General features: G+C 47.1%; 17 protein-coding genes. 9 read left to right on the top strand and 8 right to left on the bottom strand.

The window, feature by feature from the left end:
* Nucleotides 1-144: 144 nt before the first annotated feature.
* From KVT34_RS20030 to KVT34_RS20015, 4 genes are all read right to left on the bottom strand, one after another.
* Nucleotides 145-1,620 (bottom strand): serine hydrolase domain-containing protein, encoded by a 1,476-nt coding sequence (locus KVT34_RS20030; RefSeq protein WP_217560600.1) that lies wholly within the window; start codon nt 1,618-1,620, stop codon nt 145-147.
* Between the two features lie 47 nt (nt 1,621-1,667).
* On the bottom strand, nt 1,668-2,777 hold the full coding sequence (locus tag KVT34_RS20025) for a sensor histidine kinase (protein WP_217560599.1): 1,110 nt from the start codon (nt 2,775-2,777) through the stop codon (nt 1,668-1,670).
* Nucleotides 2,762-3,457 carry a response regulator transcription factor gene (locus tag KVT34_RS20020; RefSeq protein ID WP_217560598.1) on the bottom strand — a complete coding sequence of 232 codons (696 nt, stop codon included), beginning with the start codon at nt 3,455-3,457 and terminating at the stop codon, nt 2,762-2,764. Before KVT34_RS20020 ends, KVT34_RS20025 begins: the two co-directional genes overlap by 16 nt.
* Before the next feature lie 197 nt (nt 3,458-3,654).
* A complete protein-coding gene (locus KVT34_RS20015) occupies nt 3,655-4,239 on the bottom strand; it encodes a TetR/AcrR family transcriptional regulator (protein ID WP_217560597.1) in 585 nt (194 codons plus the stop codon).
* Nucleotides 4,240-4,399: 160 nt separating this feature from the next.
* On the opposite strand from KVT34_RS20015, the gene KVT34_RS20010 reads away from it, so the two are divergent.
* Nucleotides 4,400-5,872, top strand: a complete 1,473-nt coding sequence (locus tag KVT34_RS20010; protein ID WP_217560596.1) for an MFS transporter — start codon at nt 4,400-4,402, stop codon at nt 5,870-5,872.
* A gap of 792 nt (nt 5,873-6,664) precedes the next feature.
* Nucleotides 6,665-7,156, top strand: coding sequence for a hypothetical protein (locus KVT34_RS20005; RefSeq protein ID WP_217560595.1), 492 nt, complete (start codon nt 6,665-6,667; stop codon nt 7,154-7,156).
* Between the two features lie 200 nt (nt 7,157-7,356).
* Here KVT34_RS20005 and KVT34_RS20000 read toward each other — a convergent pair whose 3' ends face one another.
* A complete protein-coding gene (locus KVT34_RS20000) occupies nt 7,357-7,854 on the bottom strand; it encodes an SMI1/KNR4 family protein (RefSeq protein WP_217560594.1) in 498 nt (165 codons plus the stop codon).
* A gap of 105 nt (nt 7,855-7,959) precedes the next feature.
* Between KVT34_RS20000 and KVT34_RS32985 the strand changes: the two genes are divergently transcribed.
* From KVT34_RS32985 to KVT34_RS19990, 3 genes are all read left to right on the top strand, one after another.
* Complete coding sequence (locus KVT34_RS32985; protein ID WP_309244121.1) at nt 7,960-8,148, top strand: YetF domain-containing protein; 189 nt, start codon at nt 7,960-7,962, stop codon at nt 8,146-8,148.
* Nucleotides 8,149-8,165: 17 nt separating this feature from the next.
* The gene (locus tag KVT34_RS32980) at nt 8,166-8,300 is read left to right on the top strand and encodes a DUF421 domain-containing protein (protein WP_254635025.1); all 135 of its coding nucleotides are present in this window, start codon (nt 8,166-8,168) and stop codon (nt 8,298-8,300) included.
* Between the two features lie 145 nt (nt 8,301-8,445).
* A complete protein-coding gene (locus KVT34_RS19990) occupies nt 8,446-8,871 on the top strand; it encodes an exosporium protein C (RefSeq protein WP_217560593.1) in 426 nt (141 codons plus the stop codon).
* A gap of 171 nt (nt 8,872-9,042) precedes the next feature.
* Here the strand turns inward: KVT34_RS19990 and KVT34_RS19985 are convergent, their stop codons facing one another.
* On the bottom strand, nt 9,043-9,486 hold the full coding sequence (locus KVT34_RS19985) for a cell wall hydrolase (protein ID WP_217560591.1): 444 nt from the start codon (nt 9,484-9,486) through the stop codon (nt 9,043-9,045).
* 228 nt (nt 9,487-9,714) lie between these two features.
* On the opposite strand from KVT34_RS19985, the gene KVT34_RS19980 reads away from it, so the two are divergent.
* The 3 genes from KVT34_RS19980 to KVT34_RS19970 all read left to right on the top strand — a co-directional run bounded on the left by KVT34_RS19980 (nt 9,715) and on the right by KVT34_RS19970 (nt 12,751).
* Complete coding sequence (locus KVT34_RS19980; RefSeq protein WP_217560590.1) at nt 9,715-10,458, top strand: GntR family transcriptional regulator; 744 nt, start codon at nt 9,715-9,717, stop codon at nt 10,456-10,458.
* A 208-nt stretch (nt 10,459-10,666) separates the two neighbouring features.
* Complete coding sequence (deoD, locus tag KVT34_RS19975; RefSeq protein ID WP_217560589.1) at nt 10,667-11,383, top strand: purine-nucleoside phosphorylase; 717 nt, start codon at nt 10,667-10,669, stop codon at nt 11,381-11,383.
* Between the two features lie 30 nt (nt 11,384-11,413).
* A complete protein-coding gene (locus tag KVT34_RS19970; protein WP_217560588.1) occupies nt 11,414-12,751 on the top strand; it encodes an MFS transporter in 1,338 nt (445 codons plus the stop codon).
* A gap of 172 nt (nt 12,752-12,923) precedes the next feature.
* Here the strand turns inward: KVT34_RS19970 and KVT34_RS19965 are convergent, their stop codons facing one another.
* Nucleotides 12,924-14,132, bottom strand: a complete 1,209-nt coding sequence (locus KVT34_RS19965; RefSeq protein WP_217560587.1) for a hypothetical protein — start codon at nt 14,130-14,132, stop codon at nt 12,924-12,926.
* Between the two features lie 186 nt (nt 14,133-14,318).
* On the opposite strand from KVT34_RS19965, the gene KVT34_RS19960 reads away from it, so the two are divergent.
* Complete coding sequence (locus tag KVT34_RS19960) at nt 14,319-14,885, top strand: DUF4062 domain-containing protein (RefSeq protein WP_217560586.1); 567 nt, start codon at nt 14,319-14,321, stop codon at nt 14,883-14,885.
* A gap of 76 nt (nt 14,886-14,961) precedes the next feature.
* Here KVT34_RS19960 and KVT34_RS19955 read toward each other — a convergent pair whose 3' ends face one another.
* Nucleotides 14,962-16,668 (bottom strand): S41 family peptidase, encoded by a 1,707-nt coding sequence (locus KVT34_RS19955; RefSeq protein WP_217560585.1) that lies wholly within the window; start codon nt 16,666-16,668, stop codon nt 14,962-14,964.
* Nucleotides 16,669-16,684 lie beyond the last annotated feature (16 nt).

Here is a 16,684-nt window from a genome sequence, read left to right as displayed (position 1 = left end):
CAATCCGACTGACCTCAAGGAGGTCAGTTTTTTGATTCGGCACTATCGGCAAATGAATAGCTTCATTACCTTCACGTAAGTCGGGCTGACCAAAGGCACCCGATTGGGTGCCTCATTGGTGCTGTTTGCGTCGAACATGACCTATCAACCTTCGATTACATGAGGTTTCTTTTTTAAGAGGTAATACAATCTGAACCGGCATGCCAAATGCGCTATATTTAGGAGCGATAATACGGCAAGCCATAAAATTAGAGAGGACATGGCGGTCCATAGTCCAAACCAGGGCAGTACTCGCCCGCCGCCAATAAATGTAGCTATCGGCGACAAGAACAAGAGAATAAAAACGGGAATTATTCTTCCAATCGTTGAGATGATTAATTTTGCGGTCGTAATGCTTTTATTGTTTCTCATTAAACGGATAAGTCCGGACACTCCCCAGAAAATCGTCGCAAGGATCAAAAGAATCATCACGATCTCCAAGTTGCTGCTGTTAAGGATAGAAGCATCCGGATCTTGCCCGTGAATAATCTTTACGATCCCGTCGGTAAAAGCCGCATAGTCGACAAACATATTTAATCCCGAGTTAAACATCATCGTAATACCCAGCTGCTGATCCAAGTAGATGATCTCTTCCGACTTATACGTCCAGAAAATGCCGCTATGGGAAATCGTCCGTCCCTCTTGTTCATCGGCGCCGGCAAGCCAACCCATTCCATACGAACTCATCTGTCCCGCTTCATGGTACAGTTCCGTAAGCTCCGGGGAAAGAAGACGGCCGCTATATTGGGCAAGCATCCATTTAACCATATCTTCGGCAGTGGAGACGATACCGGCAGGGCCTTCAACGAACCATGATGGTTCATTCTGGCTTACAGGGCGGCCAAGTACGAGGTAATGCCCCCGAGGAATAGCCGGGTTATCTTTAATTTGCCGAGTAGAACTGATATTCACGGTTTGACTCATGCCCAAAGGCTTAAATATTTGATTTGCAAGGTAATCGGAGAAATTCTGTCCGCTTATTCGCTCCACAAGTAGGGCTAAATATTGGTAATTCGGATTGTAATAGGTATAAGCTGTTCCGGGATCATGAGCAAGCCTAACCGCATCCAACGATCGGTTAATTTCTTGCAAGGACTGATATTGAGGGACTCTTGTCATGTCAGGATTCACTTTATCGTTTAAACCGCTTGTCTGATTGAGCAAGTTCCGGATCGTAATATCGCGAACACGTTTGTCCTTGGGCGACACATCAGGAAAGTAGGATACGTAAGGCGCGTCAAGATCAATTAATCCTTTCTCCACCAATTGCAAAACAGCCAGCGCCGTAAATGATTTACTTAGCGAAGCAATAGGGAAAGGGGTTGTCCCGCTTATCCCGCGGCCATCGGATAGTTCACCGAATCCTTGCGTATAGAAAACCTCATCGTTATTGGATATCGCCAGGACCGCGCCCTTAATATGATTCGCTTCCATGTTTTTCGTTACGTAATTATGAATCTTCTGCCGGATTTCAGCCTTGTTTTGGACTTCAGCGGCTGATGCCGGTTCAGCCATAAAGGCAACTGCTGCCAACAAAAAGCAGACCAAGCTCAACCCCATTTTCTTAAATACGATGAACATGTTTAGCACCCCTCATCACTTGATAAGGAAATACTAATCGATAATTATCAACTATTTATCAACCCCGTCAAAAAACGGGCTGTTACTTGCCCGCCGCCGCCGGGACCATTATCTATTTGCAGATTCCCCTCATGCTTTTCGCACAGGACTTTGCAAATATACAGTCCCATTCCATGGTGTTCATTCGCATTCGCAACCTCTCCGCGATAAAAAGGCAGCATCGCCTTGTGAAGATCCGCTTCCGAAAAACCGGTGCCATCGTCCATAACCGTAATGGAGAGATAACCCATGTTGACGCAATAATGAATACGGACAAGTCCGGAAGCAAAACGTGCTGCGTTCGCCGTAATATTTTCAAAGACTTGCAGCACCAAATGAGTATCAACCGCTATGCTTGTGGAATCTGAAGCAATAGACGTGCTGAAGGTCTTGCCGCATTGCCCAATTATTTGGCGTGCGCTCTCATTAAGCAGCGCGATGAGCTGGTCCATTTCAATGAAGTGGCTGTGTACGGGCATGTCCTCCATCTTCTGAATGGAACTCATCGCCTCCGTGTACTTTTCAAGTCGTACAATATGTACACTCATGGTCTGAATCATATCCAGGAGCTTTTCCTCGGATATTTTATTTTGGGGCAGATAGGTGCTTAGAAACTCGAAATTTCCTTTCAGGACAGACAGAGGCGTTCTTAAGTCATGTGCAAAAATAGCGTTCAGCTGCTTGCGTTCCTCAACCGATCGCCACAACGTGGTATAGTTCTTCTCGAGTTGTCCGCGCATTCTTTCAAATGCACGGCATAGTTCGCCCATCTCATCCTTACCGTCATACGAAATTCGAAATCCCAGATCGTCCGAAGAAATTTTTTCAGATGCTTTCATCAAGATATCTAGCGGTTTTCTTAACTTCCAACGGTAAAAAAGGCTGGCCATTAGAACAATACCGGCTGCAACGGTTACCAGGACCAACGCGATTAACGAGGGTAGTATCCAGTCGTTTGCTTCTGAGTGCGCGGCATAACGCTGTCGTAAGCTTTCAGCCCATTGAAACTCCACTACGATAACGGCTAAAACCGCGATCAGCATAAGACAGCATAAAAAGATGAAGGACTGAAGCAAACTCATCCGCTTCAACTGCAGCCAGTTCATGATTTTCGCCATCTGTAACCTACTCCCCAGACCGTCTCGATCCTATCATCGCAGCCATGCTCTTTCAATTTGTAACGAATTCTTCTAACGTGTTCTACGATTACGGCGCTGTCTCCCTCACCATCAATTCCCCATACTTTCTCGAAAATACGTTCTTTGTCGAACACCATGCCTGGATGTGTCGACAACAACTCAATAATGGCAAACTCTTTTTTGGCCAAGGGAATTCGTTCGTCACGGAAATAAAGTGCACGGGCTGAATAATCAATCACCAAATCTTCGCTAAATTTGACGGACGTTTTATGCTGACTTCGTATTTCCCGGCGCAGGTGCGCCTCTATCCTTGCGCCTAATTCATGAATACTAAACGGCTTTTGAATATAATCGTCTCCGCCCGCACGAAAACCCGATATTTTATCCGTATCCTCCACACGGGCGGTTAAAAATAAAATAGGGCAGGATATAAAGTTCCTGATTTTTCTGCATAATTCAAGACCATCCATCTCCGGCATGTTTATGTCAAGCAAAATTAGATCCGGATGCTCTTCAATTTGCCGAATCGCCTCGCGACTGTTTTGGGCGACCATCACAACATACCCGTTTATTTCAAGGTAATCCGTAAGCAGCTTGCGGAGATCGGGTTCGTCGTCTACAATCAAAATCTTAGTTGCATGCCTCCGGTGCTTTTCCATTTGAACCATTCCCCCAGTACCCATCCTCCCGAAATAGGGTAAGGATAAAATTCCGTTCTATTTGTGATGGCTCCGCTTAACGAATCTATCGGCGAACATATTTATTTAAGAAAAACCGGAGGCGCTGCCTCCGGTCCTCTTTAGGTTGTACGTATGTCCGAGCGTAATATTGCCTCCCGCGAAATGAAGATCATGCGTTACCCGCGATGGTTAACCGGAGCGAGCTGCTTCTCCAAGAGCAGCTCCGCAGCATTCCGAAAATACTCCGGATCAAATTCGGACCTATCCAAGTAGCTCTTCATCACGAATCCGTCATACAACATTCTAAGCTGCGCAGTCAGCTCCTCGGGCTCTCGTGCCCCGCCTTCCCTTGCAAGCTCTAGAACCCGAGACCAGAAACTTCTCTGAATGCCCAGCAATTTGATGTGGGCGGGGTGATCCGGATCCGGGAATTCGACCGCCGCGTTCAAGAACGGACACCCCCGGTAATCCGGCATCCCCATCTGTTCGGTCACATCGCGAATGAGGGTGTCGAGCTGTTCCTTAGGGGAGTTCGGATACAGCTGCCTCAATCTTTCCAGCTTTTCTACTTTTAGTTCATCCCTAGATTCGAGATAAGCAACCGCCAGATCATCTTTCGTCGCGAAACTTCGATAGAAGCTTGCCTTGGCAACGCCGGATTCCTTGATAATCCGATCGATGCCGACCGCCCGTATTCCCTCCATGTAAAACAACTCGGAGGCGACTCGCAGTATACGATCTCTAGCCGATTCTTTTTGCATATTCGACCCCCGTCTCTATAGGTTTGGAAAAAAGTATGTTGACATGAGACAGATCTGTCTGTATCATTTTGATCGTGAAGAGACAGACCTGTCTACTCCATTATATGAAATCCACTCGCCTCCTGTCAATCGAGCGAGTAGTGAGAAAGGGGAACTTTCTATGCCCAATGCACTTTCGGACGCTTCCACCCAGGTGGTGCGGACTCGCGACCCCGTCTCCAAAGGAGACGGACGCAGATCGCGTCTGATGCTGCCGGCTCTGCTTTTGCCCGTATTTATGGCCGTGTCGAACGCGTTCATCGTGAACGTAGCCACGCCTTCAATCCAGAAAGGGCTCGGGGCCAGCTTCGCCGATGTACAATTCATGCTTACCGGGTATACGCTTACGTTCGCCGTTCTGCTGATTATCGGCGCCCGGCTGGGCGATCGGTTTGGACGCCGGAGAATGCTGTTCATCGGGGTGGCCTTATTCACGGTCGCTTCTCTGTTATGCGGCTTATCTGGCCACGTCACTCTGCTCATTGCGTCACGCGTTGTGCAAGGCGTCGGCGCCGCTCTGTTTATGCCGCAGATCTTATCCCTCATTCAAGCCAATTATCCTCCGGAACGTCGGGGTGCGGTCTTCGGCATGTATGGAGCGACCCAGGGAATCGCGGCGACGGCCGGGCAAATAATCGGCGGGCTGCTTCTCCGCATGAATTTGTGGGAGCTGGATTGGAGAGCGGTATTCCTGATCAGCGTCCTGCTCGGGGCTCTCATCTTGGCCCTGATTCCGTTTATTCCGGAATCCGGCTCGCCGGATCGCGCGCCACTGGATTGGATTGGAGCCGCACTCGCCGCGGCCGGCTTGCTGATGCTCGTCTATCCGCTCGTGCAGGGACAGCGTCAAGGATGGCCCGCCGGCCTCGTCGTCAGTTTGCTCTTGTCGGCTCCTGTGTTGGTTTTGTTCGCCTGGTACGAACGTCGGCTACTGCGCCTCGACCGGCTCCCATTTATGAATGTCGATCTCTTCAGACATAAAGTGTTCACGTCCGGCATTCTCGTCGTGCTGCTGTTGATGTCGACACAGGGCGCCTTCTTCCTTGTCTCCGCCTACATGCTTCAGCTTGGACTTCATTTCTCGGCTCTCCAAGCGGGTCTTGTAATCGGGTCGATGGGAATAGGCTACTTCCTCGCATCGCTGTTCTCTTCCCGAGTCACTGCGAAGCTTGGAGCCCATGTGCTGACCGTCGGTTCCATCTTGACGACAGCCGGTTACCTGCTGCTTAGCTGGGCAGTCCGAACGACTGGAATTTCATCCGATATCGGCGTGTGGATCCCGGCTCTGGCTGTGCTCGGCATCGGTCAAGGCTTAGTCGCCGCGCCACTGACGAATATCGTTTTGGCGAAAATCCGTACAACGGATATCGGCTCCGCATCCGGCGTCATGACAACCAGCCTACAGATCGCCTCTACGATCGGAATCGCCCTGATCGGCATCGTTTGGCTTAGCGCTCTTGAAGCCCATACCGGCTCGGTATCCGCCTATTCCGACGCGTTTAACATTTGCCTAAATGTGCTGGCCGCCGTCACGGTGCTCATCCTGCCGCTGGCATTGATGCTGGCGGGGCGGAACGGAGCCCGTCAATCGTAAAAGAAATGAAGTCCCCCGCGCAACGAGGCACTAAGAACTTTCTTTATCTTGCCATCCGTCGCTAATGGAAATTACAAAAAAGACATCCGCTTTGAATTTCAGAGCGGATGTCCTTTTATTTTTGGGCATTTGTCGTCCCGTGTAGAGTAGAGTGCCCATCTCATGATGGTTTGCGAAGATGGAGCGATAGCGGAACGAAGAAAAACCATCATGTTTGAGCATTACCCTAATGGTTTTTCTTCTAGCGAGTCCCGTTAAGAATCCCAATGGAACCCGGATGCTTTTTTCCGGGGTCCATTGGGATTTAGGGACGGTGAACCGGGGGATTATAACACCTGTTTTCTTTACCTTTTCTTGAGGTCCCGCCAACATTTTAACCAAAATATACGTCAAGGACACTAAGATGCTTGAATAGCACATTTCTTCCAAAATTATGAAACCTTTCCTTGTTATAAACTGTCTACTTTACATGACAGGCTGGTCATACATTTTTTATTGTAAGGTGGATTTTTTATCAAAAATATATGTACTTCGACAATTCGACACCAGAATTCAACAAAAACAACTTTTAATATCAATGCTAAGACAACACATACAGTTACTGTTGACAGTTATAATTCGTCAGATACTTATGTATCTCAACATTCGGACTCAGCAGGTGTATGGGATAGTGGACTTGATCTTAAAAATATAATTAAAGCAAGAAAGGATGAAGGCACGGCTTCCTACGTATATCTACTAATTATTAAAAAAGCCACAAGTTAAATTCAAATTAAACGGGAGGGAACAATAATGAAAAAAAAATTAACTGTTATTGCGATCACTGTAGGTATTATCGGAAGCAGTCTTTTAACCGCCGGAGTAGCTTTCGGGGACGTAGACCCCATCAAAAATCTGAATAACTTAAAGTCAGCGTTTGAATCAAATAAAAAGAAATTAAACGAGATGCCGAATCAAACACCAGAAGAAATTGAGGCTACCGTTAAAGCTGGTAAAGAACTCAAGGATTTAGGCAAGGAAGTAGCAAAAAAAGAGCAAATTGCTGATCCCGATGGTGAAGCTAAATTTGCAAATCAACTTAAAAGTTATATCGCTGGTATGAAGGATTCGGTAAGTGAACTAAAACACATGGCGGAAGAGACAAAAGATAGTAAGTATATGAAGAAAGCTGAAGAGCTTGAAAAAAAAATTGCTAGGTATGAACAAGAACAACAAGCTTATCTAAAAAAAGAAGGAAAAACAGTGAAAGAATTACGTAAAGAATTAGATATTCCAGCGTATTAAACCAGGAGATTAAAAAAAACAAAACAACTATGAAGAATCATTTTTTTGATCTCTTCATAGTTGTTTTTGTTATCGCACAAAAAAATAAATATCACGTAGTGGCCTCAATATTAGACTGAAATAGTGGGAGGCTTTTTGCGTAAAGCAGACCGCCTCTCCCGTTAGTACACGCTATGGGCAATAATATACACCTTTATTTATCACGGGAACTCTATTGAATTCGACATAATTAATTCCAAAAACTCTTCAAGAGAATTGGCCACTTTATCAACTTCTTCGAATTCGGGCTCATAGCCGCGTACAATAGCACCTTTATCATGGGTTAAATCAATCGCATAGAAGGAATATCCGCCATCAACTGACATAACGATCGGCAAGTAATTATCCCACCACGCAGTTATTTCCGATTTCCAACTATCGTCATTCACTGCTGCTTCTAAACTGAGCAATTCAACTTCATTCCATTTAAACGCACTATCCGAACTATTATTGAACTCATCCTCACAAATAAACCAAGTCTTCTCATTTGGTGTCCTACATTTTTCAACCACACTTAAAAAATCCAAATATTCATTTGGGATTTCTTTATATCTCGATACAATGCTGCTATCTAAATTTAATTGAACCCCGGATTTTTCGGTTATAGCCCAACCGTTTTCATTAGCCCAAATAATAAATTCGCCCATTTTTTTGTCCATATTCATCACCCCCCTAAAATATTCCATACACCCACCACATTCTCCTAGGTTCCCACGACATTATTTTCACCATCACTTAGGGTACGGTCAGCTTAACGCTCTTTCATCCAGCTGCTTCGGAACAAGGATGTCTTCTCGCCCGAAGAAGTCGAATTTGCAATTCTGGAACCTGACGGTAAACTCAGTGTGTTGAGAAAAGAAGAACGACTGCCCGCAACAAAAAAAGATATAAAAGCAACTCTACGCCTATTCAAAAAATCCCGACTGAGCTTATCGTTGATGGCAAAACCGTAGAAAAAAATCTGATCAAAATGGATGTCTCCGCTGCCTGGCTCAACCAACAATTAAAGAAAGCCGGCATCCATTCTTTGGATCAAGTATTTTACGCAGAGCTCCAGTTGGACGGGACGCTCTATATCGACAAATACCAGGATTCGATGCCATAAAAAGACCCGGCAGCGACTACTTTTCCTCGGAAAGAATTGCCAAAGTTAGGGTTAAAACACAGATCTCGTGTTCATCTTAAATGTGCCCGGTCATTCCCGCTTCCTCTTACATAAATTGGAGCATAAAAAAAGAGGAGTTGATCCTGTGGTACGCATCCTTGATAAAGCGGCCGTCCAGCCGCTTAGTCGCTTCAACCCGGCCAAATCGTTTACTATTCGGCGGGCCCCGCAAAAATCCGGCATAGCAACAATCCCAATCCGGATCCCGGCGAATTCTCAACCGAACCGGGTAGATTTGGTGGCATCCGTTGGTGTCAGAGGTGTCACGGGCATTGGGCAAATTCGCTTTAGAGTCTTCCGCGGCGATACAGAAATTTTCAATACACAGCAAGGTATCGAATCTACGGGTTCGGAGCAAAATTATATCGTTACCTTCCAAGCTGAAGATAGAAATGTAAAAGCAGGTACGCATGCTTACACAGTCACGGCGGAAAACCGCACTGCAAATACAAGAGTGGATGTTGTTGGGCCAATCTCATTTAGCGGGCTGGCTGTCAAAACCAGAAACTAAACTGCGCCTTTTATCATCGACATCACGCGCAAATAGATGGACGGGGCCCGTCCAAATCCGGAGCTAAATGTATACGGCCATCCTTAGCGGGATGGCTTTTTGTAAACCAAAACTTGTCTCCTTCAGAATAATAAAGAAGCCGCGATTTACGCGGCGCTTAATGAGACAAAATTAGAACGTGTTATATATATTTTCGCATTCTTCCCCGGTCGGTTCATAAAAACAGTGCTTCTTCCATCGTCCTGCGAGCGGCTGATTATACCAAGTTTCCGGACAAGGTCCGGGATTTTCGAACGTTCCCGGACGGAAATACCACAGGGAGAATTTACCCGGCCAATTCCGCTCCCCGTTCACAGCCCGCCGCGCCAGACGACGCTCCCTATCTCTTGCTTTTTGATAATACAGACCATGTAGCAATGCTTCGAACGCATGCGGCTGGTTGATCATTTGGGGAATGGTCCGGATTCCTTTAAAATCGGAGCAATTCGCTCTTACCCGGTTAATGCCGACATTTCCAACAAGAAGCATGCCCATCTCGCCTTCGGTCTCAGCCTCGGCCCGAAGCAACCTTGCCAGCATATCAATGTCCTGGTCCCTGGCTTTTACGACTGCCATTGGATCACCTCTTTAGATTTCCTAGACCCATCATATTGTAAGAGAGGAAGATGTGTGACTCTGGGCAGGCCATTTAATTAAATAAACAAGCTACACTTCACCTCATAGCCGGCTTTTTCGTCTAGGTTATGAATCCACCCTCGCCAGGAAGATCCGCCCAAACTCAACGATACGGGTGTGCTATAATAGGCTCTAACGGATGAATTTAGAGAATAGGTGTGTGGACCGATGGAAGTAAAGCCGGAACATCTGCCCAAAGCCAAAAAACCGCTATACCTTACTGTATACAATGAACTTTTCAAAAAAATTATGAGTGGTGTGTTCCCCTCCAATAGTCAATTGCCTACTGAACCTGAACTTGCCAAAATGTTCGACGTAAGCAGGATGACGTTAAGACAAGCATTGGCTCTCTTGCAGGATGACGGGCTGGTAAAGAGTATTCATGGCAAAGGAAACTTTGTTACCCCGTCTCGAATGGTGCAGAGAAATGATGGGCTGGATAAAATCGGAAACCCTATTCATAAATGCCATACAGAGAACATTGACCATGTCGACATCCAGTTCAGACTGGACTTGGAGAGTGACTACACCAAAGAGATCTTGAAAAGGAAAGCCACGGCTGTGGTAGCCGTTGAGCGTTGGTATATGAGTAAAGGACAGGCCGTGGCTTTCGGATTTACCTTTATGGCAATTGAGGCCGTAACGGAACTGAACCTGGACCTCCAAAATGAAGAGCAGCTGTTGGACATGCTTGAGAATAAAGTGTATGAGCTGGCTAACTCTGCAACGGTGGAGGTCAAACATTCTACGGTGATGAATACCTCGTCTCAAAAATTTGAACTTGATGCCGACGAGGGATGTGACTTGCTGCTGGAAAGTCTATATATAAATGAACAATACCCGATTGTATACAATAAATATTATATTCCTAAGGAATTTAGCCGGATTGTGATCAACGCTTCGAGAAAATAGGACATAATAGAATTGCCGGGCAGTGGTTTCTCTATAAAGGAGAAGCCACTGCTTTTTTGCATAGGAACGCCTAAAGGGATAGAACATTAGAAATTTATCCAGAAAAAATAAGTTGATAAAGGAATGCGATGTATGGTACTTTATCCGTGTACCAATTAGACAACTTACTATACAACTATACCAATATGTAAAGAAAAGGAGATTTAAAATGAGTACATCCCCTAAAGAAACGCCGCATATTCAACCTGGAGGAGCAGAGATCGCGGAGACGATTCTATTGCCGGGCGATCCCTTAAGAGCGAAGTTTATTGCGGAGAACTTTTTGGAGAATGTCGTCCAATTCAATGAAGTCCGCGGTATGCTGGGCTACACGGGAACTTTCAAGGGCAGAAAAATATCCGTGATGGGAACGGGAATGGGAACTCCAAGCATGAGTCTGTATTCATGGGAGCTGATTCATGTATTCGGGGTTAAGAATCTCATTCGAATCGGTTCCGCAGGGGCGATTCAAGATCATTTGAACCTGTATGACATCGTTTTCGCAATGGGTTCTGCAACCGATTCCAATTATGGGCACCAGTACAATCTCCCTGGTCACTATTCGATTACGGCCTCCTTCGAGCTGTTGGAAAAAGCCAAGAAAATAGCGGATGCACAGGGGCAGAAGGTTCATGTGGGCAATGTACTCTCCAGTGACATCTTCTATAATGCGGATCCAACGGCGCTGAAGAAATGGAGTGAAATGGGCATTCTATGCGCCGAGATGGAATCTGCGGGCCTGTATATGAACGCGGCCCATGCGGGCGTTAACGCACTGTGTATCTTGACGATCAGCGATCATATTTTCAGACATGAATCCACGACGCCCGAAGAAAGACAGACAGCTTTCACTAAAATGATGGAAATTGCACTGGAACTCGCTTAATCATTCCATTCCAAGAAAGGAATGTGGCTAATGGCTACTAGAACTGAACAAACACCGCAAACTACCCCAGCCTTTCAGCCGAAAAGGGCCGTGCCTGTCATTCTGCTCTTTTTCGTTTTTGCCTTGATCGTCGATAACTCATTCAAGCTGGTTTCGGTAGCTATAGCCGATGATCTGGGAATTTCGGCAGCAGCGGTTAGCTGGCAAGCCTCATTAGCGGGACTTGTGATTGGAATCGGCGCCGTCATCTATGCCTCTTTGGCCGACACGATCAGTATCCGAAAGCTGCTGAGTGCAGGGATTATCTTAATCTGCATCGGTTCCGTTATCGGTTTTGTTTTTCAACACTCTTATCTGCTCGTTATTATTGCCCGTATGATCCAGACAGCAGGCCTGGCCGCGGCTGAAACTCTGTATGTGATCTATGTAACGAAACACCTGCCCAAAGAGGAGCAGAAAAAGTTCCTTGGTCTCAGCACAAGCAGTTATTCGCTTTCCCTTGTTATCGGTTCCATTACGGGGGGTTACGTGTCCACCTATTTAAGCTGGTCCACGTTATTCTTAATCCCGCTGCTGTCCTTAATCCTGCTTCCCTTCATTCTTAAATATTTGCCGAAGGAACAATCCCGGAAGAGTCATGTTGATTTTATCGGTCTGCTTCTAATATCCGCGATTGCTACTTCAGTCATGATGTATTTAACGGACTTCAACTGGATCTTTATTGTTAGCTTCGCAGCCGCAGCAGGACTATTTCTTGGCTATATCACCAAGAGTAAGAAGTCGTTCATCGGCATTTCCTTTTTTCAAAATAAACGGTTTGCAGCCGTTCTTGCCATCGCCTTTGTGATTTATTCCGTTCAACTGGGCTACATCTTTATTTTCCCCTTCCTGCTTCAGAAGATGTATAATCTACAGCTCGACACGATCTCGCTGCTGCTGATACCGGGTTATGTAACGGCGATACTGGTTGGATCGCTGTCTGGAAAAATAGCAAAAGTATTGACCAATAAGCAAGCGGTTTCCATTGCTATGCTCATTATCGTATGCAGCCTGGCTTTGCCCGGCCTTATTGGAGGCTCGGTTATTGTATATGTTCTCTCCATGCTGCTGTTCTCGGGGTCTTTCGCATTCATGTACGCACCTATGCTTGATTCATGTATACGTTCCATTCCAGTAGAAAGGTCAGGAACAGCCATTGGATTCTACAACTTGGTGTTGAATGTGGCCGTTTCTATAGGCATCACCTATACCGCGTCCCTAATGGATGTAGTATCTTTTGGAACGGTGTTATGGATCCTTGCTGCAATTACCTTGTTCGCTCTATTGATGTACGGGCTGCTTGTAGGCCGACTCACTGAGCCCAAATAAGTAAAGCTCTTCTTAGCTTAAAACGCCCAAAACACCTTCTCTTTGGAGGTGTTTTGGGCGTTCTTGCGGAAGCCCGCTTTTGTCAATTTTTCCGCTAAGAGTAGCCCATCCCAAGCTCATGACCTGGCAAAGCCCTTTCCATCCATTCATGACCACTTTGTGATCATTTCAATCAGTAATTGCGCGCTGCGTCGAACCAGCTTTGAGCCATTTCTTCCGTTATCGGCTGACCAATCAGGTGATCGGACTGGCTAAGCTGCCAAACCGCTTCGCCAAGGTCTTCCCGTTCGGTGGTTTCGATGCCTTTGAGCGTATTGAAACGTAGAGTGAAAGCGGTAATAACCGCCTCGGCATCGGCAAAGCTGCGGGCCTGCGCTAAATCTGCCTGTGCAGCGTCGTAAGCTTCGTTAGCCAGCTTGGCCAGACGTTTAGGCCAGGACGAGAACGGGCGTCCGAACTCGGTCGACCACCACTCAGGCTTTCGCAATTGGCTCACTGAAACATGGCCGGTCCACGGGCGGGTTTTAGCACGTGTTTTCATTTGCTGCCTCAGACGCTTACCCGTGAACTCTTCCACATTGTATGCGATAAAACGGTCAAGCAACGGCCACACGTTCAAGGACGGGAGGTCCTCCAGATCGGGCATGAAGCGCAGCTCCAGATTCGTTAACCGGGTTTGCCGGGCCAGCAAGTCTACGTCGCAGAAATTCCCCCACAAACTCAGCGAGTTTAGGTTCGGGAACCGGTCCAGACACTCTAGCGAGATGGGTTGTCCCAGCGGCGCGTTCTGCAGCGCCAGGCTCGTCACCTGGTGCAACTCACCCAGGTCGGGCATCAAGAAGGGGGTATCATTCTTACGTCTGCCGGTGCGCGGCGCTAGTGTCAGAGAAGCGGGCATATCGCCAGTGGCCGTGAAACGTGACAGATCACCGGACACGCTCAAACGGGAAGGCCTCCTCGGAAGTCTTAAGCTTAGGTGCCCTCCGGACGGACCCAATTCGATAGTCAAGCCATGCAAAATAGATGGGCCGGCATCCACCACCGTGTCTTCAGATAGGATCGGAGCCCACGTCATCTCTTCAATGGGGCGTTTCTGCGCCCAGTCAAAGAAGCCTGCGTCACCTCCTGTATAATGCAGAAATCGCGGCCAGGGCGAGCCCGCCGGCGTGGAAAAGGCATCGAATACGGTCCAATCGATAGGCGAATCGGGCGCGACGTGAAGGTCTGCCTTCTTCCCCAAATGCGACGGTCCAATAATTAGACTGCCCACACCTTTTTGTCTGACAAGAGTGTGACTGCTCGGACCGGTCAGGTCGAGGGGATAACGGCCATCTTCTTTAATCGAACCGGCGGGAGGACGAGCGTGGTCATCATTCGGCATTTCTATCATCCTTTCTTCTAAACCCTATCAAAACGTTTTAGGTTTCCGATGCCCCCATTGTATCACTTCTATCCAATTTTCCCCTATCCTTACTTAGGATACAGTTCAAACTCCGGTTAATTTTGACAAATAAAGTGAGAGAGTAGTAGATTTTATTTATACGAATTCTTTAATTTGGGTGAGCCTATGAGAAAAAAACTACAGATTTACATATCGTCTACTTACTACGATCTTATTGAGGAAAGACATACCGCTGTTGAAGCCGTGCTTCAAGCCGGTCATATCCCTGCCGGAATCGAGCAATTTTTCAAGGAAAGTCCGGTGAACATTAGGAAGAGATGGATTGACGAGTCCGATGTATATATCCTGATTCTCGGAGGATTCTATGGTTTAACGCTTCCTGATGAATCCAAGAGCTATACGCATTGGGAGTACGAGTATGCCGGAGAAACGGGCAAACCTAGATTTGCTTTTGTTGTTACGGATGAAGCATTAAGACAAAAGCCATACGACTTCGCGGCAATTGAATACTATCAGAAGTTTCAAGAGTTTAAGCAATCGGTCATGGAACAAATCCCTATCTATTATGTTGAAGATGTGCGGCACATTAAAATGGTCCTTCGTGATCAATTGCCGGTGTATGCAGCAAGAGACGATTTGTATGGCTGGGTTTCCGGCAAGGATGTCGCGGACGTTCACAAGCTAATGGAAGAGAATGCACGATTAAAGGCGGAGTTGGAGAAAAAGAAATGAGTACCCGCGTCCACGTTCACGATAGCGGCATTGACCTCGGGTGATGACGCGGTTTTCCGCCAACTCCATGCGAAGATTATTTCTCCATCGCGTCGATCGCACACTTCAACTCGACGTCTTGCCCGTCCATCACGCTTTCTTTGAATGTTTCTTCATTTAGGGGAATCTTGATATCGGGAACGACGCCCCCCACTCCGGTTTGGTCCGCGTCTCCCTGGACCTTCTTGTTCTGATCGAGCGACCTTCCATCGGGGAACCGGATGACGTAGCCTTCCGGCATCTTAATTTCGATCGGGCTGCTCAAGAGTCCGAACGAACCGGCCGTTGAGGTGAACCCTACGATTTTGACATTGGGTAAGCCTTTTAGAACAAGAGGCATCCCTTCTCCCGAGCTTCCGGTTCTGCTGTTGATCAAGATGGCCACTGTTCCGTCGAAATAAGGCTTTGCCGGCTTGACCCTGACGACTTCATTCCGGTTCAGTTCAAACTCCCCCGTGTATCTGTTGTAATAACTGACATATTCGTAGTGTTTCGTCTCCTTGACGAAGAAGCCGGCCAGATCGGCGGCAAGCTGATCGTCCCCGCCGGGATTGTTCCTCAAGTCGATAATCAAGCTTTTTACGTGCTTATCCTGGAACAATTTCAATAGATCCGCCAGGCTTTTTTCAGGTGCGGTACCGTTTGAATTAGGGAGAAAATGCTTGATTTGCACATATCCATAGCCGTTTCCAAGGACTTTTCCCTCAATGGGGGAAGCATCCAGATCGGCTTGGGCGAGTTTGGGTTTCGTCTTCTTCAACGTCTCGAATTGATCGTCATAAGCCGTCAGCTTCGTTCGGATAGGTTCGGACTCCCCCCAATTGCGGAATTCGACTTCTACTTCTTTGCCGATGGGCGCACGCGCCATAAATCGTCCCTGATTGAGCCTCTTCACCTCATCCGTAGCCACATTGTTCTCACTCCATGTCGTCTGGCCGAAAGCTTCCCTCCCCGTTTTTCCGTCCCAGGCGACGATTTCCGCACCTGGCTTCATTCCGCTCTTGGCCGCGGGGCTGTTCTCTAAAACCAGACTTACGAGAACTTTACTGTTATCCAACTGAACGGTGCTTAATCCAAAACCGCCGCCAACTTCCTTTTTAAACACCGGATTCCCATCGTACACATTATCGTTAACGATTTTGATATGTCCGTCCCGCAGAGAAAACAGATATTCTCTTAGCGTTTTATAATACAAATCGTCGGAGTCTTTGTCTTTCTCGGCCCTTTTGAAGATGGGCTCGTACTTGCTTCGGCGCTCATTCCAGTCGATTTTCTTCCATTCCCCAAACGGATATTCACGCGACAATCTTTCATTCATGGCGACGAACGCCTTGGAGTAGCCCATGCCGCTAAAATCGCTAACCGGGTTGTACCGCAATACTCCCGCGTTTGCTAACGCAAACACAACGGGAGCAGCTCCGCATACGCAGATTACGCTCCTAACGATCCTCAATGCTTTCTTCTTCGGAGCCGTCCAGGCTTTAGGCTTTAACAGTCTCCTAATTGTGCATAAAAACACAAGTAGCGTCAGCGACTCGATGATCAGAGCCAGAAGGGTCATGTCCCCGGACAGGACATTTGCAAGAGCCGCAAGCACACCCACACCGGGTAAAAAATCAAACCATCTGTAATATCTCTTGATAGGCACCGCGAAAACCGTCAATACGAATAAATTGATGATGCACATGATCAATTCATAAACCGTCAGCCATTTTACCGAATCGATCGTCCCGATAACGCTCATTTTCCGTCTCCTCCCA

This window comes from Paenibacillus sp. GbtcB18, from assembly GCF_019091125.1.
GTDB lineage: Bacteria > Bacillota > Bacilli > Paenibacillales > NBRC-103111 > Paenibacillus_F > Paenibacillus_F chitinolyticus.
The sequence above is the reverse complement of the archived record's forward strand: the minus strand, read 5'-3'. Positions and strand labels throughout refer to the sequence as shown.